The sequence below is a fragment of the Pseudomonas sp. NDM genome (genome assembly GCF_003105095.1).
GTDB lineage: Bacteria > Pseudomonadota > Gammaproteobacteria > Pseudomonadales > Pseudomonadaceae > Aquipseudomonas > Aquipseudomonas moraviensis_A.
In genome coordinates, this window is the sequence record NZ_QETJ01000076.1 from 1 (window position 1) to 23392 (window position 23392).

20 protein-coding genes are annotated in these 23392 nt (G+C 61.7%); 14 read left to right on the top strand and 6 right to left on the bottom strand.

Annotated features, from left to right (window positions below):
• Positions 1-48 precede the first annotated feature (48 nt).
• Together DCO47_RS27570 and gcbA are read right to left on the bottom strand one after the other, a co-directional pair.
• Entirely contained in the window at positions 49-597 is a 549-nt protein-coding gene (locus tag DCO47_RS27570; RefSeq protein ID WP_371919878.1) for a methyl-accepting chemotaxis protein, read from the bottom strand.
• Between the two features lie 1449 nt (positions 598-2046).
• Positions 2047-3717 carry a diguanylate cyclase GcbA gene (gene gcbA / locus DCO47_RS16220; RefSeq protein ID WP_042608901.1) on the bottom strand — a complete coding sequence of 557 codons (1671 nt, stop codon included), beginning with the start codon at positions 3715-3717 and terminating at the stop codon, positions 2047-2049.
• A gap of 415 nt (positions 3718-4132) precedes the next feature.
• On the opposite strand from gcbA, the gene DCO47_RS16225 reads away from it, so the two are divergent.
• From DCO47_RS16225 to DCO47_RS16250, 6 genes are all read left to right on the top strand, one after another.
• Positions 4133-5200 (top strand): DUF2333 family protein, encoded by a 1068-nt coding sequence (locus DCO47_RS16225; RefSeq protein ID WP_064362981.1) that lies wholly within the window; start codon positions 4133-4135, stop codon positions 5198-5200.
• A 3-nt stretch (positions 5201-5203) separates the two neighbouring features.
• Positions 5204-5761, top strand: coding sequence for an NUDIX hydrolase (locus tag DCO47_RS16230; protein ID WP_042608899.1), 558 nt, complete (start codon positions 5204-5206; stop codon positions 5759-5761).
• Between the two features lie 217 nt (positions 5762-5978).
• Entirely contained in the window at positions 5979-6350 is a 372-nt protein-coding gene (locus DCO47_RS16235; RefSeq protein ID WP_007914613.1) for a translation initiation factor Sui1, read from the top strand.
• 220 nt (positions 6351-6570) lie between these two features.
• Entirely contained in the window at positions 6571-8484 is a 1914-nt protein-coding gene (speA, locus tag DCO47_RS16240; RefSeq protein WP_016771856.1) for an arginine decarboxylase, read from the top strand.
• 233 nt (positions 8485-8717) lie between these two features.
• Entirely contained in the window at positions 8718-10064 is a 1347-nt protein-coding gene (locus DCO47_RS16245) for a type VI secretion system Vgr family protein (RefSeq protein WP_116658457.1), read from the top strand.
• Positions 10061-10852 carry a DUF4123 domain-containing protein gene (locus DCO47_RS16250; protein ID WP_064362978.1) on the top strand — a complete coding sequence of 264 codons (792 nt, stop codon included), beginning with the start codon at positions 10061-10063 and terminating at the stop codon, positions 10850-10852. The genes DCO47_RS16245 and DCO47_RS16250 overlap by 4 nt, the downstream gene beginning before the upstream one ends.
• 9 nt (positions 10853-10861) lie before the next feature.
• On the opposite strand, the gene DCO47_RS16255 is transcribed toward DCO47_RS16250, so the two are convergent.
• Entirely contained in the window at positions 10862-12211 is a 1350-nt protein-coding gene (locus DCO47_RS16255; protein WP_116658458.1) for an MATE family efflux transporter, read from the bottom strand.
• Positions 12212-12359: 148 nt separating this feature from the next.
• Positions 12360-12653 (bottom strand): hypothetical protein, encoded by a 294-nt coding sequence (locus DCO47_RS16260; protein ID WP_073471796.1) that lies wholly within the window; start codon positions 12651-12653, stop codon positions 12360-12362.
• Positions 12654-12890: 237 nt separating this feature from the next.
• Between DCO47_RS16260 and DCO47_RS16265 the strand changes: the two genes are divergently transcribed.
• The 5 genes from DCO47_RS16265 (at position 12891) to DCO47_RS16285 (ending at position 17373) form a co-directional block, all read left to right on the top strand.
• Complete coding sequence (locus DCO47_RS16265) at positions 12891-13193, top strand: MazG-like family protein (RefSeq protein ID WP_064362974.1); 303 nt, start codon at positions 12891-12893, stop codon at positions 13191-13193.
• The gene (locus tag DCO47_RS16270) at positions 13193-13942 is read left to right on the top strand and encodes a methyltransferase domain-containing protein (protein ID WP_116658459.1); all 750 of its coding nucleotides are present in this window, start codon (positions 13193-13195) and stop codon (positions 13940-13942) included. The genes DCO47_RS16265 and DCO47_RS16270 overlap by 1 nt, the downstream gene beginning before the upstream one ends.
• Before the next feature lie 12 nt (positions 13943-13954).
• On the top strand, positions 13955-14566 hold the full coding sequence (locus tag DCO47_RS16275) for a DUF4136 domain-containing protein (RefSeq protein ID WP_064362969.1): 612 nt from the start codon (positions 13955-13957) through the stop codon (positions 14564-14566).
• Between the two features lie 41 nt (positions 14567-14607).
• Positions 14608-15165 (top strand): DUF4136 domain-containing protein, encoded by a 558-nt coding sequence (locus DCO47_RS16280; protein ID WP_042608892.1) that lies wholly within the window; start codon positions 14608-14610, stop codon positions 15163-15165.
• 210 nt (positions 15166-15375) lie between these two features.
• Positions 15376-17373: a pilus assembly protein TadG-related protein gene (locus DCO47_RS16285; protein ID WP_116658460.1), complete on the top strand. Its 1998-nt coding sequence runs from the start codon at positions 15376-15378 to the stop codon at positions 17371-17373.
• Here the strand turns inward: DCO47_RS16285 and DCO47_RS16290 are convergent.
• Both DCO47_RS16290 and DCO47_RS16295 read right to left on the bottom strand, forming a co-directional pair.
• Complete coding sequence (locus tag DCO47_RS16290) at positions 17358-20117, bottom strand: ATP-binding protein (RefSeq protein ID WP_116658461.1); 2760 nt, start codon at positions 20115-20117, stop codon at positions 17358-17360. The genes DCO47_RS16285 and DCO47_RS16290 overlap by 16 nt on opposite strands.
• Complete coding sequence (locus DCO47_RS16295) at positions 20114-20560, bottom strand: TadE/TadG family type IV pilus assembly protein (protein WP_042608889.1); 447 nt, start codon at positions 20558-20560, stop codon at positions 20114-20116. The genes DCO47_RS16290 and DCO47_RS16295 overlap by 4 nt, the downstream gene beginning before the upstream one ends.
• A 75-nt stretch (positions 20561-20635) precedes the next feature.
• Between DCO47_RS16295 and DCO47_RS16300 the strand changes: the two genes are divergently transcribed.
• The 3 genes from DCO47_RS16300 to DCO47_RS27315 all read left to right on the top strand — a co-directional run bounded on the left by DCO47_RS16300 (position 20636) and on the right by DCO47_RS27315 (position 23330).
• Positions 20636-21106: a prepilin peptidase gene (locus DCO47_RS16300; protein ID WP_116658462.1), complete on the top strand. Its 471-nt coding sequence runs from the start codon at positions 20636-20638 to the stop codon at positions 21104-21106.
• Between the two features lie 106 nt (positions 21107-21212).
• Positions 21213-21992: a response regulator gene (locus tag DCO47_RS16305; protein WP_371919879.1), complete on the top strand. Its 780-nt coding sequence runs from the start codon at positions 21213-21215 to the stop codon at positions 21990-21992.
• Positions 21993-22967: 975 nt separating this feature from the next.
• Positions 22968-23330: a DUF6124 family protein gene (locus DCO47_RS27315; RefSeq protein ID WP_064362961.1), complete on the top strand. Its 363-nt coding sequence runs from the start codon at positions 22968-22970 to the stop codon at positions 23328-23330.
• Positions 23331-23392: the final 62 nt, after the last annotated feature.

Sequence of the window (23392 nt, forward strand, 5' to 3'; positions counted from 1 at the left end):
GGAATGCGTATCCCCTGTAGGAGTGAGCCTGCTCGCGATAGCGGTTTATCAAACGCGGAAGGCTTGAACGGCCGTATGCAATCGCCCACCCAGCACCAGCAGATTCTCGCCCTGTTCGCGCCCTTGGCCGATGCGCAGCAGGTTATCCCCACCCAGTTGATGAATGCGCTCGCTGTGATCGCGGATCTCGCTCACCGCGCCGCTTTGTTGTGCGGTGACATCGGCAATGCGCACAGCCGTGTCGGCGATGGTCTGAATCGCGCCGACGATTTTATCCAGCGCACCGTCCGCCGCCTGCGCCTGACTGGCCGTGGCTTCGGCGTGTTCGACCTGGGCGCGCATACCCTCAACCGATTGTCGGGCGGCGGTCTGCAGGCCGGCGATCAGCGTCTGGATTTCCGCCGTCGCTCCGGCAGTACGCTGCGCCAGCGAGCGCACTTCTTCGGCAACCACGGCGAAACCCCGGCCCATCTCGCCGGCGCGAGCGGCTTCGATCGCGGCGTTCAGGGCGAGCAGATTGGTTTGGTCAGCAATCGAGCGGATCACCGTCAGCACGCCGCCAATAGTTGCCGACTCCTCGGCGAGGTGCTCGATCATCTGCGCATTGCCCTGAACTTCACCGACCAAAGCATGCAATCCGGTCAGGCTCTGGCCGATCACAGCCTGGCCATGCTCGACAGCCAGACCGGCATGACGGCTGGCATCGGCAGCCTGGCGGGCGTCGCCGGCCACTTGCTGAATGGTCGCCTCCAGTTCGCCCAGTGAGTCACGGATCAGCGCAGTATCACCGGCCTGATGCTCGGCGCCGCTGTGCAGGTCATTGCTCAGTTCGGCGAGGGTACGGCTGCTGCCCGCGACTTGCTCGGCGTTGCCGCGAATCGTGCCGACCAGATCCACCAGATAGGCGCGCAAGCGATTGAGCGAGGCTTCGATGTCGTGCAGTTCGCGGTTGGTCTTGCCCAGTTGGATGTCGCGACTGAAATCGCCTTCGGCCCAGGTCGACAATGCCGGGGCGAGGTTGGTCAGAGTGCGGGCGAGGCGCCGTTGCAAGGTGTCGATGAGCAGGGCGATCAGCAGAATCAGGCCGATCATCACGCCTTGCATCAGCCGCACTTCGCCCTGGATCTGCCCGTGTTGCGCGCGCACCACCGGTTCGAGGCCCGCAATGGCGTGTTGCACGCTGGCGATTTTTTCGTGGGTGGCGGCGCTGAGATCGGCGCGTTTCTGGATCTGCTCGCGAGTGCGCGCCAGTTCCGCCGGGTAGCGGCCGAGCAAGCTGTTCAGTTCGCGTTTGAGGCCGACACCGGCATCCTCGGCGGCGGCTTTATCAGTGTTCTCGATGCCCATGAGTGCGGCGAAATCGTCACTGTTCGATTCAGTGCGGGTGACCACTCCGAGCAAGGGCAGGGCGTCGATTGCCTGGGCCTCGGCGCGCATGCTGCCGACCTCGCGCTCGACATCGGCGGCGAGCTCACTGCGCCCGCTGCTCACCAGTTTGTCCCGCGCCAGCGACAATTTGCCCAGATGCTGCGACGCGGCGAGCAGGGGTGCGAGATAGGCGGCGTTGCCATTGGCGTAGGTGTTGAGCTGGTCGAGGCCGGCGCTGAGTTCGCGTTCGGCCTGCAACAGCAGGGCTTGCGGATCGCCGGCCAGTTTGCCGGCGGCGAGCAGGTCGGTTTTGCTGAATTCATCGAGGCTCGACAGACTTGGCTGCACGGTGTCGGCCAGCGCCGGGGGCAATTCACTCAGTTGCTTGTGCACGCTGTCGATGGCCTGGGCGGCGCTGCTCAGGCGCAGCGCGTCACCGCTGGCGAGGTAATCCTCGACGTTGCGCGCCACTTCATTCTGAAATTGCTGCGACAGCCCCAGGTACCGCTCCATCAAAAGATACGGACGTTCGAGGGCTTTTTGCGACCACCACAGCGTGGCGCCAAGGGCCACGCAGACGGCGACCAGCAGCAGAGTGTTGAGATTGGTGAGCAACTTCAGGCGCATGACGGCTACCAACGGCAGAAATGGTAAGCGCCTGAATTTATTGCGGTTCTATTACAGGGTTATGACCGAATCAGTGGATTCCGATGAAAAAGTGGCACTTTGCTTTGATTGTCTGGCGGTCTGCACCCGATTGCGTCCGGCACCCTTGGCGCGATACAGCGCCTCGTCGGCCTGGCTGGCCATCATCAGGCTGTCGGAGTCATCGCACATTTCCACCACGCCGGCGCTGAACGTGCACCAGAGATCCTGCGGCTGCGCCGGATAATGAATCTCGGCGAAGCGCTGGCGAATCTCGTCGAGGACTTTGTGCGCCGCGTCGATATCAGTGTCGGGCATGACGATGGCGAATTCTTCGCCACCGTAACGGCCGATGAAATCGGTCTTGCGCAAACGCTGCTTGAGGAACAGCGCCAGACTCTTGATCACACGGTCGCCCATCGGGTGGCCGTGGCTGTCGTTGACCCGTTTGAAGTGATCGATGTCGAGCATGGCAAAGCTCAGCGGCTTGTTCTCGCGGCGGGCGCGGAACGAGCAGTCTTCGAGCAACTGCAGGATATGCGTGTGGTTGTACAGCCCGGTGAGGCTGTCGCGGACCATCCGCGCTTTCAGATTGCGCGCGCGGGCGGCGCGGTTGCGCACCGTGGTGATCAAGTGCCGTGGCTTGATCGGCTTGGTCAAAAAGTCATCGCCGCCCTCGCTCATGGCGTCGAGCTGCTTGTCCAGATCGTCCTCGGCCGACAGGTAAATGATCGGCACGCTGACGTAGCGGTCGTTGTGGCGGATCACTTTGGCCAGTTCGGTGCCGGTGCAGGCCGGCATGTACATGTCGAGAATGATCAGGTCCGGCTGGAAATCCGCCAGTTCCGCCATCGCCTGAATCGGTTCGATCAAGGTGCGGGTGACAATCCCGGCGCTGTTGAGCAGGCGCTCGGTGTGCAAGGCCTGCGCGCGCGAGTCGTCGATGATCAGCACTTTATAGGGCTCGTACTGGGCGACGCAGGTCAGCACTTCGATTTTTTCCAGCAGGCTCGAAGCTTCGAGGGTGCCGGTGAGAAATTCTTGACCACCAGCGCGCACGGCGGCGAGACGGGTCGGGGTATCGGTTTCATGCAGGCTGAAAAACAGCAATGGAAGCTGTTCTTCGAGGCCGACCTGAGCTTCGGCGGCGAGTTTCAGGCCGATGCCGGGACCGCTGAAATCCACGTCCATGACAATCGCCGCGGGCAAGCGCTCGACCATCGACGAGCGAAACGCGGCGACGCTGTCCAGTGCCTGCGCGCTCAAACCGAAAAATTCCAGCTGCTTGGCCAGCCGTTCGGCGCGGTCGTGGTCTTGCAACATCACATAGATCGGCTTGCGCAGTGGCGGCAGGAAGGTCTGGTCGAGCTGATCGCCATGGCGCAGGCCGGTGCGCGACAGGCGCTGCATCAAGCGATTGAGATCGGTGATCAGGCCGCTGCTGAGACGGCCACGGTTGGCGTCCACCGCCTGCAGCGACTGGCCGATGTGATGCGCCAACTGCGTGTGTTCCGGCTGTTCGAAACGCTCGGCAAAACGCAGCAGACGCAGATTCGCCTCGCTCAGTTCGGCGAGGTCGACGGTGGACCACTCACTGCGTTGCAGGCGCTGCCATATCTCAAGAATCTGACGTGCCTGATGAATTACCCGCTGGGCAAAGTGGTGCTTGAGACGCTCACGGCTGGGGTCTTCTGGCTCGGTCATATCCTGACTACTAGTTAGGGTGCATGCTGAGATCGACTGGTGGCTCTATGCTAGCACCTCTTTTCCCTTAGACGAGTGTCGTACGTCAATAATCTGCTGGACGACACGATTCAGTTTCTGACCGGGTGGTTTTCTCACGCACTTGCGGGTCTGTCCGACGCCCGGAATCCGCACGTTCGACTTGAAAGGAAGGGCAGAACAGCCGGGAATTCTCCATCGTTGCGCGGACCACGCTCAGGTCAGGGTTCGCTGCATCGCAGGCATTGCCAGTATCAGGGAATCCCCTAGCGTGTCGCGAAGCGTCATCGGCCCCTACGATTTGCGGCTTATCGTTAGCGGCAGGTGCTAGGCCAAGGCACGTTGTTGTATGGTTGTGGTCGAACCGTTGAACCCAAGTGATTGAAAGGATATCGCCATGCTGGACTGGAAAAACCGCGCGGGCAGCGCGCCTGAACGTGCCGCCGAGCCCAAGTCGGCCACCCGCAGTTATGTCGGCGGGCTATTTTTCAGCCGGGCGCTGGCCACAGTGATTGGTCTCTACTTGCTGGTGACCATCGCGCTGGGCTGGTACTGGAGCCAGGAACCGGAGCTGTTTCCAGTGGCGCAAAATGCCCAGGTCGCTGCCGAGAAAGAAGGCAAGCAAATGGTGGTCGGCTACACCACCGTCGAAACCCTGAAAACCGTTGCCGGTACCTTGCTCAACAAGCCGGGCGGTTACATTTCCAACGATCGTTTCCCGCCGGGCCTGTGGATGGACAACACGCCGAGCTGGGAATACGGCGTGCTGGTGCAGGTGCGTGACCTGACCCGTGCCCTGCGCAAAGACTTCGCCCGTTCGCAATCGCAGTCGGCCGAAGACGCCGATCTGGCCAAGGCCGAACCGCGTTTCAACTTCGACAACAAGAGCTGGGTGCTGCCGTCCAGTGAGTCGGAATATCAGGAAGGCATCAACTCCCTGAGCCGTTATCAGGCGCGCCTGTCCGATCCGAATCAGAAAAACGCGCTGTTCTATGCCCGCGCCGACAACCTCAACAACTGGCTGGGCGACGTCGGCACCCGTCTTGGTTCGCTGTCGCAACGCCTGTCGGCCAGTGTCGGCCGGGTCAAGCTCAACACTGCGCTGAAAACCGAAGTCCCGGCGGTCGGCGAAGTGCCGCAGGTTGACGAAGAAGTCGTGGAAACCCCATGGATGCAGATCGACAACGTGTTCTACGAAGCACGGGGTCAGGCCTGGGCACTGTCGCATCTGCTGCGTGCCATCGAAGTCGACTTCGCTGATGTGCTGGCGAAGAAGAACGCCACCGTCAGCGTGCGCCAGATCATTCGGGAACTGGAGGCTTCGCAAGAGCCGGTGTGGAGCCCGATGATCCTTAACGGCAGCGGTTTCGGCGTTCTGGCCAACCACTCGCTGGTCATGGCCAACTACATTTCCCGGGCCAACGCCGCGGTGATCGATCTGCGTCAACTGCTCAATCAGGGCTGATACGTGAGCCAGACCCCCGGAGAGGCGGCCCATCGCGCTGCCTCGGATGCTGAACAGATTGCCTGGGTCGACGAGCACGACAACCTGCTCGGCGCCCTGGTGCGTTCCGATTTGCGCGAACGCGGGCTGATCGGTCGTGGCACCTACATCATGTTGTTCAATTCCGCCGGTGAGTTGTGCGTGCACCGGCGCACATTGAGCAAGGCGATTTATCCCGGCTACTGGGATGTTGCCGCCGGCGGCATGGTCCAGGCCGACGAAAGCTACGCCGAGTCGGCGGCGCGCGAGCTGGAGGAAGAGCTGGGCGTCAGCGGCGTCGAGCTGACCGCTCACGATCACTTCTACTTCGAAGACACCGGCAACCGATTGTGGTGTTCGGCGTTTTCCGCTGTATGGGACGGGCCGCTGAAACTGCAGCCGGAGGAAGTCCTCGAAGCGCGATTCATTCCCGTCGAACAGGTCATGCGGGAAATCACCGAAAAGCCTTATTGCCCGGACTCTCTGGCCGCATTGAAGCGCTATCTCAAGGCGCAGCAGAGCCCCGTCGCAAAGAACACATGAATTGGCGCCGATTGGCACTTAGCAATCGCGATTTTTGTCGTTACACTGCGCGACCTTTTCAAGCTGCACCGGATGGCTTGAGGTTGGCCTGCAGAGATTCAGCCCAGCGTTCATAGTTTTCCGATGCAGTAGCGCTGCCCCTGCCTGAGTGGGGCTTCGCGGTCGCTGACCTTGCCCAAGGTTGCGATCAGTCTTTGTCCTCCCGAGAGGATTGCCGGTGGCCAAGAAAGCCGCATCCTTCGCCGCCCTGGGCGGCCTGGTATTTTCCACCGACGCAGGTCGTCATTGCCCGGAATGCAGCAAGCCGGTGGACGCCTGTATCTGCAAACAAACCGTGATCCCGGCCGGTGACGGCATTGCCCGCGTGCGTCGCGAAAGCAAAGGACGTGGCGGCAAAACGGTGACCACCATCACCGGCGTGCCCCTGGCCGAAGACGCGCTCAAGGAGCTGGCGACGACGTTGAAAAAACGTTGTGGCACCGGCGGGGCGTTGAAGGACGGCATCATCGAAATCCAGGGCGATCACGTCGAGCTACTCTTGGCAGAGCTGATCAAGCACGGTTTCAAAGCGAAGAAATCCGGCGGCTAGCAGCCTCTGTGAAACCCTCCGGCGGCTTGATCCGGCTTCGAGTGTTCTCGACTCCGGCGTCGTCGCCATGGTTTTCACAGAGCCTGTTCATGACCGGTTTCTAAACTCCACGCAGTCAGTGCGGTCTACCGCCGCACTGACGAACCGTCATTTTCATTCTTTAGACTGCGCCGGCCTGCACTTCAGGCGACGCACTCTGACTTCTTTATAGGGGACTTCGATGTCCGTACGACGCACACGTAAAGACGATGGCAGCCAATGGACAGTTGCGGACAGCCGCAGCGTTTACGGGATTCGCCATTGGGGGGCCGGGTATTTCGCGATCAATGAAGCCGGTCGCGTCGAAGTACGTCCGAACGGCCCGAGCAGCTCGCCCATCGATCTGTTCGAACAAGTCGACCAACTGCGCAAGAGCGGTTTGTCCTTGCCGTTGCTGGTACGTTTCCCCGACATCCTGCAAGACCGTGTCCGTCAATTGACCGGGGCCTTCGATTCGAACATCGAACGCCTGGAATATCAGAGCAAGTACACCGCGCTGTACCCGATCAAGGTCAACCAGCAAGAAGCGGTGATCGAGAACATCATCGCCACCCAGAACGTCTCCATCGGTCTGGAAGCCGGCTCCAAGCCTGAGCTGCTGGCCGTGCTGGCGCTGGCGCCGAAGGGCGGCACGATCGTCTGCAACGGTTACAAGGACCGCGAGTTCATCCGTCTGGCGCTGATGGGCCAGAAGCTCGGCCACAACGTGTTCATCGTCATCGAAAAAGAATCCGAAGTCGGTCTGGTGATCGAAGAAGCGGCCTCGCTGAAGGTCAAGCCGCAGGTGGGTCTGCGCGTGCGCCTGTCGTCGCTGGCCTCGTCGAAATGGGCGGACACCGGTGGCGAGAAATCCAAATTCGGTCTGTCGGCGGCGCAGTTGCTGTCGGTGGTCGAGCGCTTCCGTGGCGCCGGTCTGGATCAGGGCATTCGCCTGCTGCACTTCCACATGGGCTCGCAGATCGCCAACCTCGCGGACTACCAGCACGGCTTCAAGGAAGCAATTCGTTACTACGGCGAACTGCGCAACCTCGGTCTGCCGGTCGATCACATCGACGTCGGCGGTGGCCTTGGTGTCGACTACGACGGCACCCACTCGCGCAATGCCAGTTCGATCAACTACGACATGGACGATTACGCCGGCGTCGTGGTCGGCATGCTCAAGGAATTCTGCGACGCGCAGAGCCTGCCGCATCCGCACATCTTCTCGGAAAGCGGCCGTTCGCTGACTGCACACCACGCAATGCTGGTGGTGCAGGTGACCGACGTCGAGAAACACAACGACGAAATCCCGCTGATCGAAAACAAGGAAAGCCTGCCGGAAACCGTGCAGTGGCTGGTGGACCTGCTCGGCCCGACCGACATCGAAATGGTCACCGAAACCTACTGGCGCGCTACGCACTACATGAGCGACGTGGCCGCGCAGTACGCCGATGGCAAGCTGACCCTAGCGGAAAAGGCCCTGGCGGAACAATGCTATTTCGCTGTTTGCCGGCGCCTGCACAACTCGCTGAAGGCGCGTCAGCGTTCGCACCGTCAGGTGCTCGACGAACTCAACGACAAGCTGGCCGACAAGTACATCTGCAACTTCTCGGTCTTCCAGAGCCTGCCGGACACCTGGGCGATCGATCAGGTGTTGCCGATCATCCCGCTGCACCGTCTCGACGAAGAGCCGCTGCGCCGGGCGGTGCTGCAGGATCTGACCTGCGATTCGGACGGCAAGATCAACCAGTACGTCGACGAGCAGAGCATCGAAACCAGCCTGCCGGTGCATGCGTTGAACGAAGGCGAAGATTACCTGCTGGGCGTGTTCCTGGTCGGCGCCTACCAGGAAATCCTCGGCGACATGCACAACCTGTTCGGTGACACCGACTCGGTGAACATCTATCAGAACGCCGATGGCAGCGTGTACCACGCGGGCATCGAGACCCACGACACCATCGAAGACATGCTGCGGTACGTGCACTTGTCGCCGGAAGAACTGATGACTCACTACCGCGACAAGTGCGCCAGTGCCCGCATCAGCGCCAGCGAGCGCACGCAGTTCCTCGATGCTTTGCGTCTGGGCCTGACCCGCTCGTCCTATCTGTCTTCCTGAGACCCGATAGCGTTCCGACCGGGTTGTCCGATTTTTTTCCGCAAGCTGTGGAAAATTCGGATAACCCGGTGGGACATCTCCTGATTTTTTCAGGAAAACCTGTGCTACTTAGGTCAGCAAACTCTTCTGGTCTGCTTTTCGCGTAGGTCATTTCCTAAGTTGTACTTCGCCTCTCTACTCGGCCAAGCCTCTCGGCGAGAATCCCCGGCCGCCCCTCCTGTAGAGATCCGCCCATGTTCGATCCAGTCAACGAGCCGTCGTTTCGTCTCGATGTAGCGGGCCTGTCCGACCCCTTCGAAGTTCTCGCCTTTACCGGAAGGGAAGCGCTCAGCGAACCCTTCGCCTTCGAGATCGATGTGGTAATCGACGATCCGCATCTGGATCTCGCCGGCCTGCTGCACCGTTCGGCCTACCTGTGTTTCGGCCCGCCCGGCCAAGGCGTGCACGGACAGTTGCACAGCCTTGTCCAGCATGAGCACAGCCATGGTCTGCGCTTGAGCCGAGTGCGCCTGGGGCCGAGGCTCGATTGCCTCGACCTGCGCTTGAGCCAGCGCATTTTCAGCGGCCGTTCTGTGCCGCAGATCATCGAACAGGTGCTGCGCGAACATGGCATCGTCGGCCTGCAACGGCGTTTCGACCTGCACAGCGACTACCCGCCCCGCACCTTCTGCACCCAGTACCGCGAATCCGATCTGCAACTGCTCCAGCGCTTGTGCGCACAGGCACGCATTCACTATCACTTCGAGCATCACCGCGACCGGCATTGCCTGGTGTTCGGCGACGATCCGACGCGGTTGCCGCAGGCCGATGTCGCGCACTATCAGGCTGAGCATGACCACCGGGGCGTTGCGCCAGCCGTCCGCCAATGGCGACTGCAAGACGATTCCCAGGCCAGCCAGCGAGGACCCTATGCCGAAGGACACAGCGATTTGCCCGCCCTGCGCAGCGGTCAGTGGCTGCCGCTGGACGACCATCCTTTCATCGAATGCAATCGCCCCTGGTTGCTGACCCGCATCGAGCACCGCGCCGATCAGTCTCTCGAACCGGCCTACAGCAATCGCCTGTTCGCGGCCGCGCGGGTGCCAGTCTCTGCGGCCGCCGCGATGCCGCCCAAACAACGCATGCACAGCCTGCAGCGCGCTTGGGTAGTGTCGGTCGACGAAGCGCAACCTGATCGCTCGCGGCCCGTCGCGGTGCAATTCGACTGGCTCTATCAGGGCGAGGGCGCAGCGCCGAGCCATTGCTGGCTGCCCCTCGCGCCAACCCTGAGCGATTTGCCTTCGGCAGCGTTGGCCGATGGCGTGGAGGTGGTGGTGAGTTTTCTTGAAGGCGATCCTGATCAGCCGATGGTCACTGGCGTTCTTAAGCCCTCGGTGCTGCCAGAGGATGCGGTTGAGGACGATGCTCCGTCACCGCTGCCGGAACTGCTGGTCAGTGATGGATTGCAGCAATTGCTACAGTCCGGCGAACCGTTGCTGCTGCTGTGTCTGCTGCCGGGTGGGGGGAGTTTCAACCATTGCGCTGAATCCGTATGCAGCTGCCGGTTGCTCACTGCGCTCGACCAGAGCAGCGCAAGATGAGCGGCGCGGCGCTTGAGCCTGTGGCGCACTGGCTGTTGCTCGATACTCCGGACGCGTCACGTGCCCTGCGAACTTTGCGCCAGGGGTTTGCCGATGTGCAACGTCACCGATTGTTTGACGGCACTGAGTTTCAACCGGTCAGTGAGCATGGCCCGGTCCTCGTCGATTTGCGCAACAGCCCGGGATTGACGGCGTTATGTCTGCACGATCCGGACACTTGGCGCGGCCTGCTGCTGAGCTGCGAAATACCCGCGCAGCAGTTGCTGAGCCATTTGCAGCGCATGCTCACGGTTTCGTTCGGTCTGAATCATCGGGCCTTGCTCAGCTATTACAACCGTCAGACCGCGAGCTATTTCTTCGACGCCTGCGACGCCGCGCAACTGAGTCGCTGGCTCGGGCCGATCCGCTACCTGCGCTGGTTTGGCGGTACGTGGGCCGACCGCGCCATCGGCAGTCAGGGCTGGCAGCAATTGCGTAATCCCGGTCTGCTCGTCGAGCCGTTGGGCATCGAGGAAAGTCTGACCCGGCGCCAGCGTGAACGCCTGCAAACCTGCCTTTTGGAGCAGCATATCTGGCGCTGGTGCCAGTCCCTGAGCGCCGATTACCAGACGATCTCTGTGCATGTGCAACAAGGTCTGGCGCTGGGTTTCAGCGATCGTGCCGTGCTCGACGGCTGGCTGTGGTTGCGTCTGCTGCATCCACGCGCCGCGCTGGTTGCGCCGCCGGCGGGGCTGACGCAGCAGGAGCGGCTCGATCATCTGCGTCGTCAGTGGGGCGCGGCGGGCTGACTGTTTTGCTCAGTGAGCCTTGCCGCTGAACCAGCCATCGCTGCGTTTCAGCCACAGGGCTTGCGCGCCAAGGGTCACGCTGCGCAAGACCATGAACAGCAGGAAAGATATCCACAGGCCGTGATTGCCCAGCTCCTGCAAGAACCAGGCGAAGGGCAGCAACAGCAGCACCGTTAACAGCATGCCGTTGCGCATTTCCCGGGCGCGGGTGGCGCCGATGAACAGCCCGTCGAGCAGGTAACTCCAGACCGCTATCAACGGCAGCACGGCGAGGTAGGGCAGGTAGACGAAAGCAGTGTCGCGCACGCTCTGGATATCGGTCTGCATTTCGATGAACAGGTGTCCGGCGAGCAGAAACAGCGCAGCGAAGCCAAGGCTGGCGATCAGTGACCAGCCGCCGGCCACCACCAGCGAACGGCGCAGTGCCAGTCGATCCCGCGCGCCGATGGCATGGCCGCACAAGGCTTCGACGGCGTGGGCCAGACCGTCCAGGGCATGAGCCGTCAGCAGCAGGCCGTTGAGCAACAGCGCATTGGCGGCCACCGTCGCATCGCCGAGCCGCGCGCCTTGCACGGTGATCAGGAAAAACACCGATTGCAGGGCGAGGCTGCGGATGAAGATGTCACGGTTGACCGCCAGCAGCGGGCGCCAGCTCTGCCAGACTTTCAGCGCCGACCAGATGATCTGCCCCGGATAGGCGCGCAACGCCGTGCGCGTCAGCCACAGGCCGAGCAGGGCGCCGCTCCATTCGGCGATCACCGAAGCGCGGGCGGAGCCGACCACGCCCCAGTCCAGACCGATGACAAACCACAGATTGAGAACGATGTTGATCAGGTTGGTGCTCAGCAGAATCGCCAAAGGCGCCCGCGCGTTCTGCGTGCCGAGGAACCAGCCGACCAGCACGTACGTTGCCAGCGCTGCGGGCAGGCCGAACAGGCGCGTGTGGAAAAACTCCCGGGTCAGTAGCTCCAGTTCCGTCGATGGCTGCATGAAGTGCAGCGCAACGCCGCTGAGCGGCACACCAAGACAGCCGAGCACGATCGCCAGCCCCATCGCCAGCAACAGACCCTGCAGGAGAATCTGCCGCAACGCCGCGCCATCGCTGCGCCCGGCAGCCTGTGCGGCAAAACCGGTGGTGCCCATGCGCAGAAAACCCATCGCCCAGGCCAAAAACGTGTACAGGCTGGCGCCGACCGCCACCGCGCCCAACTGATGGGCATGCGGCAGATGGCCAATGACAGTGCTGTCGACCAGCGCCACCAGCGGCACGGAAATATTGGAGAGGATCATCGGCGCGGCGAGCGCCCAGACCTTGCGGTGAGTCGGGCGGTCGCGCCAGTCGGTAATCAGAGAGGACATGCAGGCTCCTTGGGGGAGCGGGGATTGTAGCGATTAACGCAATTTACTGTAGGAGTGAGCCTGCTCGCGATAGCGCCCGTTCAGTCACACAAGCTTCGAATGACATACCGCGATCGCGAGCAGGCTCACTCCTACAGGGGGCGGTGGGTTAATGGATGATCCAGCTCAACAACCACAACCCCAGCAGCAACCAGATGATCCCGGCAATGATCGACGCGTTCATGAACGCCCGAATCGCCGACCACAACAGCATCAGGCCAACGATCAGCGCGATGATGCTGATGATCGAGGTGTCCATCCCCAGCGTCTGCGCCAGGCCGTCGACAAAGTTGCCGCCGGCATTGCTGAGCATATTGAACAGGCCGCTGAGGCCGTCGACGATAAAGCGGATGATCGAACCGAGTGCCTGGCCGAGCCATTCGAAAAAGCTTTCTACACGCATGTCTGCATCCCTGATGAAAGAGCTGAGCCTTGGGCCACGCCGAGGGCGGCCGAGTTCCCTGCAACTATAGAGCGTTTGCACGTCCTCTGTAGGAGTGAGCCTGCTCGCGATGAGGTCGTTACATCCAGCATCATTATTAACTGAAACACCGCAATCGCGAGCAGGCTCACTCCTACAGGTTTTGCGCTTGCCTTAAGCACCTATCCCCCCGAAGCTATGCGTCTTCAGGAGAGCCCGATGAACCTTGTTGAACTGACCGAACGCCTGCACGCCATTCGCGACCGCAATGACTGGCGGCAATTTCACAGCCCGAAAAACCTCGCCATGGCCGCCAGCGTGGAAATGGCCGAGCTGGTGGAAATCTTCCAGTGGCTGACAGAAGACCAGTCGCGCCAGTTGCCGGCGGACAAACTCGCCCATGCCGGGCAGGAAGTCGGCGATATCGTCCTGTATCTGTTGCTGCTGTGCAGCGAGCTGGGCCTGGACATGAATGAAGTGGTGCGCGCCAAGCTCGCCGACAGCGAACGGCGGTTCAACTGATGAGCGACCGTCATTTCGATCAGTTGGCCACGCGCTTCGCCGAAAAAATCTACGGCGGCGCCAAAGGCGCGATTCGTCTCGCCGTGTTGCAGGCCGACCTGAGCGAGGCTTTGCCGGATCGTCCGCTGCGGGTGCTCGATATCGGCGGGGGCTTGGGGCACATGTCGCTGTGGCTGGCCGAGCGCGGCCATGACGTCACCTTCACCGAGCCGGCCGAACCGATGCTCGAGGGTGCGCGCCAGCGGTTTGCCGAAGCCGGACAAAGCGCGACGTTCATTCAGGCGCCGTGGCAGGCACTCCCCGGTCAGCTCACCGAACCCTATGATCTGGTGATCTGCCACGCCGTGCTGGAATGGCTCGCCGAGCCCCATGCGATCCTGCCGATGCTGCACCAGTTGACCAAGCCCGGCGGCTGGCTGTCGCTGGCGTTCTACAACCGTGATGCACTGATTTATCGCAATCTGCTCAAAGGCCATTTCAAGAAGATGCGCAAGAACGTCATGGCCGGCGAAAAGCAGAGCCTGACCCCGCAACAGCCTCTCGACCCACGGGAATTGGCGACGCAACTCGCCGGAATGTGGCAGGTCGAAAGTCAGAGCGGTGTACGGGTATTTCACGATTACATGCCGGTGGAATTCCAGGCCCGCGCCGAACTGGCGGATTTGCTGGAAATGGAACTCGCGCACCGTCGTCACCCAGGCTTCGCCGGGCTTGGGCGTTACTTGCACTGGATCTGCCGGCCGATCTGATCGGAGCGCGACATGAAAGCTCAATGCGGGTTATTGCTGATGTGTCTGGGGTTGGCCGCCTGTCAGGGCAGCAACCCCTACGTGGCGCAGTCGCGGCCCTTGCCGCCGGCGCCGCCGCAAGCCGCCACTACTTTCGACCGTAGCGCCTACCCGGCGCCGCCGCGTGATTACGGGCGCTACCGCAACTGGGCCTGGCTCAACGGCCAGTTGCCACCGGGCACGGCGTGGGCCGACTCGGCGCAGGTGGCCGAGGCGGTCAGCAACGCCCTCGACCAGCGCGGCTTGCGCCCGATGCGCGACAACCGCCCGGCCGACCTGCTGGTCAGCGCCGATCTGCATCTGGAAACCCGATTGCGACAGGTCCGCGACGATTACGGCTACTACGGCGGTTACGGCGGCTATGATCGGTATGGTCGCGGTTACGGCATGTACAACTCCGTTCCGATCGTGCGCACTTATCAGGAGCAGGTCGTGGTGGTGCGGGTCGATCTGTTCGATGCCGGCAATGGTCAACCGGTGTGGAGCGCCAGCGCCGAAACCGGCACCCAGGGCAATCAGATCGAACGCGCCGATGCGATTCGCGAGGCTGTGGAAAAAGCCATGGCGGCGTATCCTCCCAGCTGACTTCGTGTCAGCAGGTTCATGTCTTCACCCGGAGAAACATCATGTTCCGCCGTCTCGCTCTACTCGCTTTTGCCGCGCTGCTCAGCGCCTGCGCTGCCAACCAGGTCAATCACGACTTCGACGCCAGCCGCGACTTTGCCGCGTATCGCAGTTGGAGCTGGAAAGATCCAGCCCTGCAATATCGTCCCGATGACCCGCGCATCAAGAGTGACCTGACCGAACAGCGCATCCGCCAGGCAGTGTCCGATCAACTCGATCAGCGCGGTTTGCGCCCGGCCGCTGGCGGCGGCAAGGGTGATCTGAATGTGCAGACCTACCTGATCGTCGAGGATCGGCAGCAGCAGGTGACGACCAATTACGGCGGCGGTTGGGGCGGTCCTTGGAACGGCTACTGGGGCGCGCCGATGTACAACGAAACGCGCAACATCACCTACAAGGTCGCGACCATTCAGATCGACCTGCTTGACGGCAAGGACGGCAAACTGGTGTGGCGCGGCAGTGATGAACAAATGCTCAGCAGCCGCCCGAATCCGGCCGATCGCAGCAATGCAATTCGCGAGACCGTCGCAAGGATTCTGGCCAACTATCCACCGCGTTGATCATTTCCTGAAACCGGCACAGCCCCTGTAGGAGTGAGCCTGCTCGCGATAGCGGTATGTCTGGTTCCTGGCCGGTGACTGACACACCGCTATCGCGAGCAGGCTCACTCCTACAGGGGACGTGACGCCAGCAGTCTCGAACGACCGCGTCTACACTCTTTTTCATTAACGGAGGTAGCGCTCGGCACTGCGCCGGCACAGGAGTGCGCCATGTCGCGAGGATCGCAATGCAACGGCCCGGCCCGGCAACGCGGGGCGATCGGTTTGATGGCGGCCGCCACCCTGAGTCTGGCGCTGGTGATGATGTTGCTGGTGGTCGACAGCGGTCGCCTGTACATGGAACAGCGCAAACTGCAGCGGGTGGTGGATACCGCCGCCCTCGAAGCGGTCAGTCGCAACGGTGATTGCCTGCCCGGGCTGACGGCCGCCAGTTACGCCGGGCAAAGTGCGCTGCGCAATGGCTACCTCGTCGATGCCAACAACACCCTCGCCACCACCTGCGGCACCCTGGCCACCGCTGCCAGCGGTGTGCGCAGTTTCACCGTGGATGCTACGCAATCCACCGCAGTCAAAGTCGTCGCCAGCCGCACGGTCACCAGCAGTTTTGCCGGCGGTGTGCAGGCGCTGTTCAGCGCCACGCCGGTCAGCCTCAACACCACGCTCAATGCTTCAGCCGTTGCCGCCAAACCACAACCGACCATCGCTCAACTGAATATTCGCAGCACCCTCGCCAGCATCGACACGGCGCAGTCGAACATTCTCAATCCGCTGTTTTCCGGGCTGCTCGGCGGCAACGTCAACCTGACGGCAGTGGGCTGGGACGGTTTGCTGCACACCGACATCAACCTGCTCAAATACCTCGATCAACTGGCGATCAACCTCAACGTCGGTGCCGGCAACTACACGCAGTTGCTCAACACCCAAGCGACCGTGACACAGTTGATTCAGGCAGCGGCGACGGTGGTGCAACTCAACGGCGCGACCGCGCAAGTGGTCACCGCGCTGGGGCAGTTGCAGGTCGCCGCGATCAACGCGGCGCCGGTCAGACTCGGCGAGATCCTGCAACTGCAGACCGGCACCATGGCGGCGGGACTGGATGCCAATCTGCAGTTGCTGCAACTGGTGCAGGGCGTGGTGCAACTGGCCAACAGCAAGAGCGCGGTAGCGGCGACCTTGCCGGTCAATGTGCTGGGGCTGGCCGGTGTCACGGTGCGGGTGAAGGTGATCGAGCCGCCGCAGTTCTCGGCGATTGGCGACCCGGCGCGGGCCAAGGCCGACCCGATGGGACCGGAGCGGATTTATGTGCGCACTGCGCAGGTTCGCACGCTGTTGTCGGTGAATTTGCCGGTGCTGAACGGCGTGACCGGGTTGACCAATGCAGTCCTCGGCCTGGTCGGTACGTTGACGCCGACACTCAATGCCTTGCTGAGCCTGAACCTGGTGGACACGCTCAACTCAGTGCTCTGCCTGTTGGGCGCCGGTTGCCAACAGCTCGATCCAAAACTGCTGCCCTCGCCGCAAATCGATATCGCCCTGGATGCCGGCGGTGCGAAAAGCTATGTCAGCGATTACCGTTGCCCGACCGGCGACACCGGCAGCAAAAGCCTGACCGCCACCACCACGACCTCTCTGGCCGATCTCAAGCTCGGCAAGATCGATCCCGTCGCAGCGTTCTCTTCAGTCGCCGAACCAACGGTGGCGCCGTTGCCGCTGGTCGATCTCGGCATCATCACCTGCCACAGGATTCTCGGCATCGGCAGTTGCGATGCCGCCTCCCACGTCCAGTACGGCGCTGGCGGCATCGCCCTCAAACTCGACGCCAGCGTCGCGCAAACCACGCAGAACCTGCTGTTCTCCAGTACCACGCCCTTCGCCACGCCCGCCAATCTCAAACTGCCGCCGAGTCTGCTGCCCGCCGCGCCGACCAGCAACATCGTCGGCAGCCTGGCGAACACCCTGTCCGGGATCAACCTGATCGTCTACAAACCCGTCGGCAGCAATCCGCTGGGCGCCATTGTCACGGGCGTCGCCTCATTGATCAGCGATGTCACCAACCGCTTGTTGCCGGTGGTCACCGGGTTGATCAGCCCCTTGCTCGACCCGTTGCTGAACAATCTGCTCAAAGGCCTGGGCATCAATCTGATGAACACCGAGGTAGGCGCCAACATGACCTGCGGGCAGACCGGCAAAGCCTATCTGGTGATCTGATCGTCCGTGGCGATCGGCAGTTCGATGCAGAACCGCGCGCCTTCTGCCGAGTTGCGCACGCTCAGTTGGCCGCCCATGTTGGCGATGATGCCGTAGCTCACCGACAAGCCCAGGCCTGTGCCGACGCCGATCGGTTTGGTGGTGAAAAACGGCTCGAAGATCCGCTCCAGCAAACGCGGATCGATGCCGCCGCCGTTATCCTCGACCCACAAGCGCACGCTTTCTTCGTCACGTTCGGCGTAGATCGAAATCCATGGCTTGAACGCTGAGTCGCTGTCGCGTTTGCCGAGCAGCGCGTCGCGGGCGTTGACCATCAGGTTGATCAGCACCTGTTCCAGCTGATCGACGTAGCCGCGCACCTGCGCCTCGAAACCGGTCTCGCTGATGCGCAGGTCGACACCTTTACCGCGCATGCCCTCGGCCAGCAGTGACAGCGTGCCCTCGATCGCTTGCGCCGGATTAAACAATTGCTGCTCGATTTCCGAGCGCCGACCGAAGACGCGCATGTGGTCGACCACTTTCGCCGCGCGTTGCACCTGGGCGTCAATGCGGTTGAGTTTGTCGGTCAGGTAATCGACCTGAACATCACCGTTGCCGAGGCGCTTGAGCACGTTGACGATGGCCATGCGCATCACGTTCAGCGGCTGATTGATCTCGTGGGCGAGGCCGGTGGCCATTTCGCCGAGGGTGGCCATCTTCGCGCTTTGCGTAAGTTGCTGTTGCGAGCGGCGCACCTCGGTGTTGTCGCGGCCCACGGCTTGCACTTCAATCAACTGGCCGTGCTCGTCGAACACGCCACGATCCGACCAGACCCACCAGGCGTGTTCGCGTCCGGGCAATTGCAGGCTGATTTCCGCGGTGCTCACCGGTTGTTCCGGGGTCAGTTGGCTCAGGCGCTGCACAAAAGCGCCGCGCTGTTCCTCGGACATCCAGCCGCCCAGATCTACCCCGGGCAGTTGTTCCGGGGTGCATTCCAGATAAGTCGCCAACGGTCGGTTGCCAAAAGTCAGCGTCAGGTCAGGGCGATAACGGCAGATCATTGCCGGCGAGTCCTCGACCAGAATCCGGTAGCGCTCTTCGCTCTGGCGGACCTGCTCGGCGGCAAGCGTCGCGTCGGTGACATCCAGCCACAGGCCCACTGCCTCGACCGGCAGACCGAGATCGTTGCGCAGCAATTTTGCTTCATCGAGCAGCCAGTGATAGTCGCCACGGCTGTCACGCAGGCGATAACGCGCACGCACCGAGCCTTCGCGCAGCAACTGGCGGTTGCGCTGGAAATACAGTTCGCGGTCATCGGGATGCACGCGCTCGACCAGCGCTGCCGCGTCGCAGTCTTCCAGTGTCCAGCCGAGCAAGGGTTGCAGGCTGGCGCTGAAAAACGCCGGGATCAGCGCGCCTTCTTCATAACGCTGCACATAGATCACCGCTGGCGAGCTGGCGATCAGATTGTCCAGCCGCGCATGGGCGGCAGCGGCGCGCTGTTGTTGATTCTGGATATCGCTGATATCGAGCATGAACCCGACCAGACGCCGATGCTCACCCGTGCCGCTGACCTGACCCTGAATCCGGTACCACGTCGCGGTTGCGCCGACATCCGCGCGGTGCAGGCGCACGCTCAGGGTCAGCGCTTCTCCTTGCAATTGCAGGGCGTGCAAACGGCTGCGCAACTCGTCGCGGTCGGCGGGATGGAACAGCCGCAGCCAGTCTTCCACCGCCAGCGTGCGGTCGCTGAGGCCCAGTGCCGAGGCCAGTGACGGCGCCAGTGCAATCTGCCCGTCGGCACTGATTTCCCACCAGCCGGTACCGAGCAGGTGTTGCAGGGAATCGAGACGCTCCATCGATTGCACATGGCGCTGCTCGCGCAAGCGGCTGAGCAACGGCCCGGCCAGTGCGCCGGCCAGGGACAGCCAGTCGCGATCGGTCAGCCATGGTGCCAAGTTGTCGACCGTGTAAAACCCGCAAAGCAGCCACGCGACCACGCCTTGATCATTGCTGTAGGGCACGGCGAAACCGTTGGCATTGCCGAAGGTGGCCTGCAATCGCGAGTGCTCATACCGGCCCTGCTGGGCGAGGCGTTGCGGCGCGCTGCCGTTGAGGCTGTCCAGCGGCGTGCCCAATGACTGGCCGTCCTCCCACAATTGTGGAGCGTCATGGCCACGAAACTGTTGATGAATCTGCCAGCCCTGAGCTTGCTCATCGAGCAGCGCCACGGCCAGGCAGGGGATACGCCAGCGCTGGGCGATGGCCTGCAATTGTTCGCCGAGCGCCGTCGGCAGACGCGTGAGGCTGCAGGTGCGCAGATGATCGCTGACCTGCGCGGCGAGGGTCTGGCAGGCGTCGCGGTCGCGCGATTGCTGACGTTCGAGCAGCAGGTCGGCGATGTCGAGCAGTTGCAGCAGCCAGCCGTCACCCAATGGTTGCACCCAGCCGCGCAAGTGCAGCGGCTGATCATTCAGGCCGGGAAAGTCGAGATCGAGCAATTGCCCGTGCCAGTCCCGCGGCTGACCTTCGATGGTCAGCAGGCTATGCGGCAGCAGATAAGCGCTGAGCGGCAACGGTTGGTCGTTGAGTTTGTGCTGGGCGAGCAAATGCCGCAGCGGGCCGGCGATCTGCAACACCTCGCCGTCGCCATTCAAATACAGATGCAGCCCGGTGGGCGGTGCGCCGAGGCGGTCCGGCAGCTCAAGGACAGCGCTGGGCGCACGCTTGAGCAAACGCCCGAAGAGCTTATCGCCGGCAGTCAAAATTGCAGGCTCGAGCGGGCGGTCAGGTGCGTGGGCAGATTGGGCACCGTGCCAATGCCCGGCAGTACCAGAAACGGCATGATCTGATTGAGCTTGCTCACCGGGTAATTGACGCTGACGGTCAGGGTGCCGGTACCCGTGTCGTACGCTGAGCTGGTGTCGACCCCGACCACCAGATTCAGGGCCGAGGGCAGCCACTGCAGTTGTTGGGTCAGCGCGGCATTGGCGGTGTTGACCACCACCGTCGAATAGTTCGGCGTGGTCGGGTCCACCGCGACACTGCGGCGTACGGCTTCGGCGGTGGCCTGGTTGAACGATTGCATCATCACGAAGGGTAAGCCGTAGCTGACCAACCCATAAAACACCGCGAAAAAGATGATGAACACCAAGGCGAATTCGATCGCCACCGCACCTTTTTGCGACCTGCGGAAGCCGTTTTTCATGCGTGCGTCTACCCTGACAGTCACTGCGTAGTATCAGCATAGAATCATTCAGCCAAAACGGACGGCTTTTAGCGGATGCAGATTTCTCTGGTTCTGATCTGGCTGGCGATCTGCGCTGCGCAGGATGTCCGGCAACGGCGAATTTCCAACGTACTGACGTTGGGTGTGGGCGCGCTGGCGCTGGTCTGGTTGCTGGCGACCGGCAGCACCTGGCTGGGCGCTGACGCGGGGCAGGGCGGCTGGGCGGGTCTGATCGCTTTGCTGCTGACATTGCCCGGTTATTTCCTGGGCCGCATGGGCGCCGGCGATGTGAAATTAATGACAGCCCTGGGTCTTGCGACGAACGGCATCTTTGTTCTCGGCGCGTTTATTGGCGCGGGCGTGGCCAGCGTGTTGTGGCTGCTGCTCGCGCCAAAAGTCTGGCCTCTTATGGGTCAAGGGCTTACGGAGCTTTTGCGCCATCTGGCCCCTGACAAGTCAAAAAAGCTGCCATTTGCGCCGTTCGTGTGGGTAGGCGTAGTGTTTTCGTTGTACTGGATCACCTGATTGCGGGGTGCCACTAGTCCTATGTACATAGTCGGAAAGTGGGTCTACTTTCAATTCAGGCGAATACGCCACCAAAGTGCAGGAATCGTCAGCGTTGGCCCGAGCAATGGAGTGGTTCGTGAACAAGCCTAATGCGGTAAAAATCCTCGTGGTCGATGATCAGCCGCTGATCGTCGAAGAACTGTGTGAGTTTCTTGAGAGCAGTGGCTACCGTTGCGTGCCGTGCGATTCGAGTCTTGAGGCCATCGAGCTGTTCAGGGCGGACCCGGACATCGGTCTGGTGCTGAGTGATTTGCACATGCCGGACATGGACGGCATCGAGTTGATCCAGGCGTTGCAGCGCCTGGCTGGCAAGCAGCGGGTGTTCGAGGCGATCATGCTCACCGGGCGCGCTGACAAGCAGGATGTGATCAAGGCGTTGCGTGCGGGGATTGCCGATTACTATCAGAAGCCGATTGAACTGGCCGAGTTGCTCGAAGGCGTACAGCGTCAGGAGCTGGCTTTGCAGGAGCGGCAGAAGAATCTGCATCTGGGGCATCTGAATCAGAAGTTGCAGTTTTTGTCCGAGTCGATTGATGACCTTTATCAGGATCTGGACAAGGTGCGGCGCTCGCCTGCGCCGGTGGTGAGTGAGGGTGAGCCTGCGTCTGCCGAGATGCCGGCGGTGTTCAGTCAGTTGTCGCCGCGGCAGTTGGATGTGGCGCGGTTGGTGGGCAAGGGGCAGACCAATTATCAGATTGCCTGTGAGTTGGGGATCACCGAGAACACGGTGAAGCTGTATGTGTCGCAGGTGTTGCGGTTGACGCATATGCATAATCGGACGCAGTTGGCCTTGGCTTTGTCGCCCAGCGGTTCTGTTGGGCGGCAGCGGGTTACGGCTCATTAATCGGTGAATATCCGTTGCTGCGGTAACGGCTTCTTATGGTTCCGCTCTTACAGCGGGTCACTTTTGGCAAACGCCCCAAAAGTAACCAAAAGGTCTTCGCCCTGACGTTCGGCCCCTCGCTGGGGCTCGGGGTTCCTTCGCTGCGGGATCGATCCTGGCGCAGCGGCTCCGGTTTGCTTCGCTGCACCTCCTTCCGCTGTGTCTGGCTGCGCCAGACGGTCGCTGCGCTCCCACGCCCGGATCATTCCCTCCACTCAGCCTGCCGACGGGCTCCGAGATCAAGATCAAAAGCTACTCGAGCTTGCGCTCATTGTTTTGAGTGGTGAAAAGCATGCGGTGTCTGGCTTTGGTTTTGCGCTGGATTCGCCCCTCACCCCAGCCCTCTCCCGAGGGAGAGGGAGCCGATTTGCGGGTTGTTCAAAATTTGCGTTCGACTCGGTATTTCAGGTCGGTGTACTTCGCCCAAACAACCCGGTCGGTCCCCTCTCCCTCTGGGAGAGGGCTAGGGTGAGGGTGCTCTTGATCTGTTTGAAACGTCGCATTCAACTCGGTATCTCAGGTTGGCATACCTCATCCAAACAACCCGGTCAGTCCCCTCTCCCTCCGGGAGAGGGCTAGGGTGAGGGTTTGCTTTTGATTTTGGTTTGGTTGTTTAAATCTGTATCAGATTTACCGGAACCTTCCCACAAGGTTTTCAGGTTGTCCGTCGGACGTCGGGTCACTAGTCTCTGCCTGTCGTCGAACCTTCGGCGATCGGGTGTGAGAACCCTGCTACTTATGGTCATCCAGTATCTGTGCACGCATAATCGCCGCCAGCTTGTCCGCTGTCTGCAATGCGTCATGGCGGCTGTGTGCGGGCAGACTTCGGTCTGGCCGGGTGTCCATAACCGGTATTCTCACCCCGCATACAGTTGCCACCTTTTGCCCCGTGAGAATGGCATTGGGTCGCACCGCAGATTTTGGAGAGCCGTTTCAATGGACAAACTGATCCCAGACCCACCCCCATCCCCCACCACGCCACTCGAAGACGCCCTGCGCGCCGACGATCTTGTGAAAAACCGCGAAGCGATAAAACGCGCGCTCGATTTCTACCTCTGTCCCGAACCCGCAAAACCACACCCGCCCAGCACGCTGTTCATGGTGGTGCCCAATGTCGATACCGAAAGCCTGTTGGCGCATGCCTGTGAGTCGCTGGCGTCGGCCAGTGCAATGGCGAGCAATTTCGCTGGTGAGTTGAGTGGTTTTCAGCGCAGCACGGCGTTGGCGATTCAGCAGATTGTCATGCTGGCCGAGCTGGCGGTGAATCGAGCGCTGGATCGGGTTGATCCGCAGACCTGAAACCGCGTTATCGTTCTTCGCGAGCAGGCTCGCTCCCACAGAAAGCACACGGTCGACTGTGG

What these genes read in the sequence shown, in the direction of transcription:
- DCO47_RS27570 (WP_371919878.1), bottom strand. Translation starts at nt 597, where the DNA reads ATGATCGAGCACCTCGCCGAGGAGTCGGCAACTATTGGCGGCGTGCTG.
- gcbA (WP_042608901.1), bottom strand. Translation starts at nt 3,717, where the DNA reads ATGACCGAGCCAGAAGACCCCAGCCGTGAGCGTCTCAAGCACCACTTT.
- DCO47_RS16225 (WP_064362981.1), top strand. Translation starts at nt 4,133, where the DNA reads ATGCTGGACTGGAAAAACCGCGCGGGCAGCGCGCCTGAACGTGCCGCC.
- speA (WP_016771856.1), top strand. Translation starts at nt 6,571, where the DNA reads ATGTCCGTACGACGCACACGTAAAGACGATGGCAGCCAATGGACAGTT.
- DCO47_RS16245 (WP_116658457.1), top strand. Translation starts at nt 8,718, where the DNA reads ATGTTCGATCCAGTCAACGAGCCGTCGTTTCGTCTCGATGTAGCGGGC.
- DCO47_RS16250 (WP_064362978.1), top strand. Translation starts at nt 10,061, where the DNA reads ATGAGCGGCGCGGCGCTTGAGCCTGTGGCGCACTGGCTGTTGCTCGAT.
- DCO47_RS16255 (WP_116658458.1), bottom strand. Translation starts at nt 12,211, where the DNA reads ATGTCCTCTCTGATTACCGACTGGCGCGACCGCCCGACTCACCGCAAG.
- DCO47_RS16260 (WP_073471796.1), bottom strand. Translation starts at nt 12,653, where the DNA reads ATGCGTGTAGAAAGCTTTTTCGAATGGCTCGGCCAGGCACTCGGTTCG.
- DCO47_RS16265 (WP_064362974.1), top strand. Translation starts at nt 12,891, where the DNA reads ATGAACCTTGTTGAACTGACCGAACGCCTGCACGCCATTCGCGACCGC.
- DCO47_RS16270 (WP_116658459.1), top strand. Translation starts at nt 13,193, where the DNA reads ATGAGCGACCGTCATTTCGATCAGTTGGCCACGCGCTTCGCCGAAAAA.
- DCO47_RS16275 (WP_064362969.1), top strand. Translation starts at nt 13,955, where the DNA reads ATGAAAGCTCAATGCGGGTTATTGCTGATGTGTCTGGGGTTGGCCGCC.
- DCO47_RS16280 (WP_042608892.1), top strand. Translation starts at nt 14,608, where the DNA reads ATGTTCCGCCGTCTCGCTCTACTCGCTTTTGCCGCGCTGCTCAGCGCC.
- DCO47_RS16285 (WP_116658460.1), top strand. Translation starts at nt 15,376, where the DNA reads ATGTCGCGAGGATCGCAATGCAACGGCCCGGCCCGGCAACGCGGGGCG.
- DCO47_RS16295 (WP_042608889.1), bottom strand. Translation starts at nt 20,560, where the DNA reads ATGAAAAACGGCTTCCGCAGGTCGCAAAAAGGTGCGGTGGCGATCGAA.
- DCO47_RS16300 (WP_116658462.1), top strand. Translation starts at nt 20,636, where the DNA reads ATGCAGATTTCTCTGGTTCTGATCTGGCTGGCGATCTGCGCTGCGCAG.
- DCO47_RS16305 (WP_371919879.1), top strand. Translation starts at nt 21,213, where the DNA reads ATGGAGTGGTTCGTGAACAAGCCTAATGCGGTAAAAATCCTCGTGGTC.
- DCO47_RS27315 (WP_064362961.1), top strand. Translation starts at nt 22,968, where the DNA reads ATGGACAAACTGATCCCAGACCCACCCCCATCCCCCACCACGCCACTC.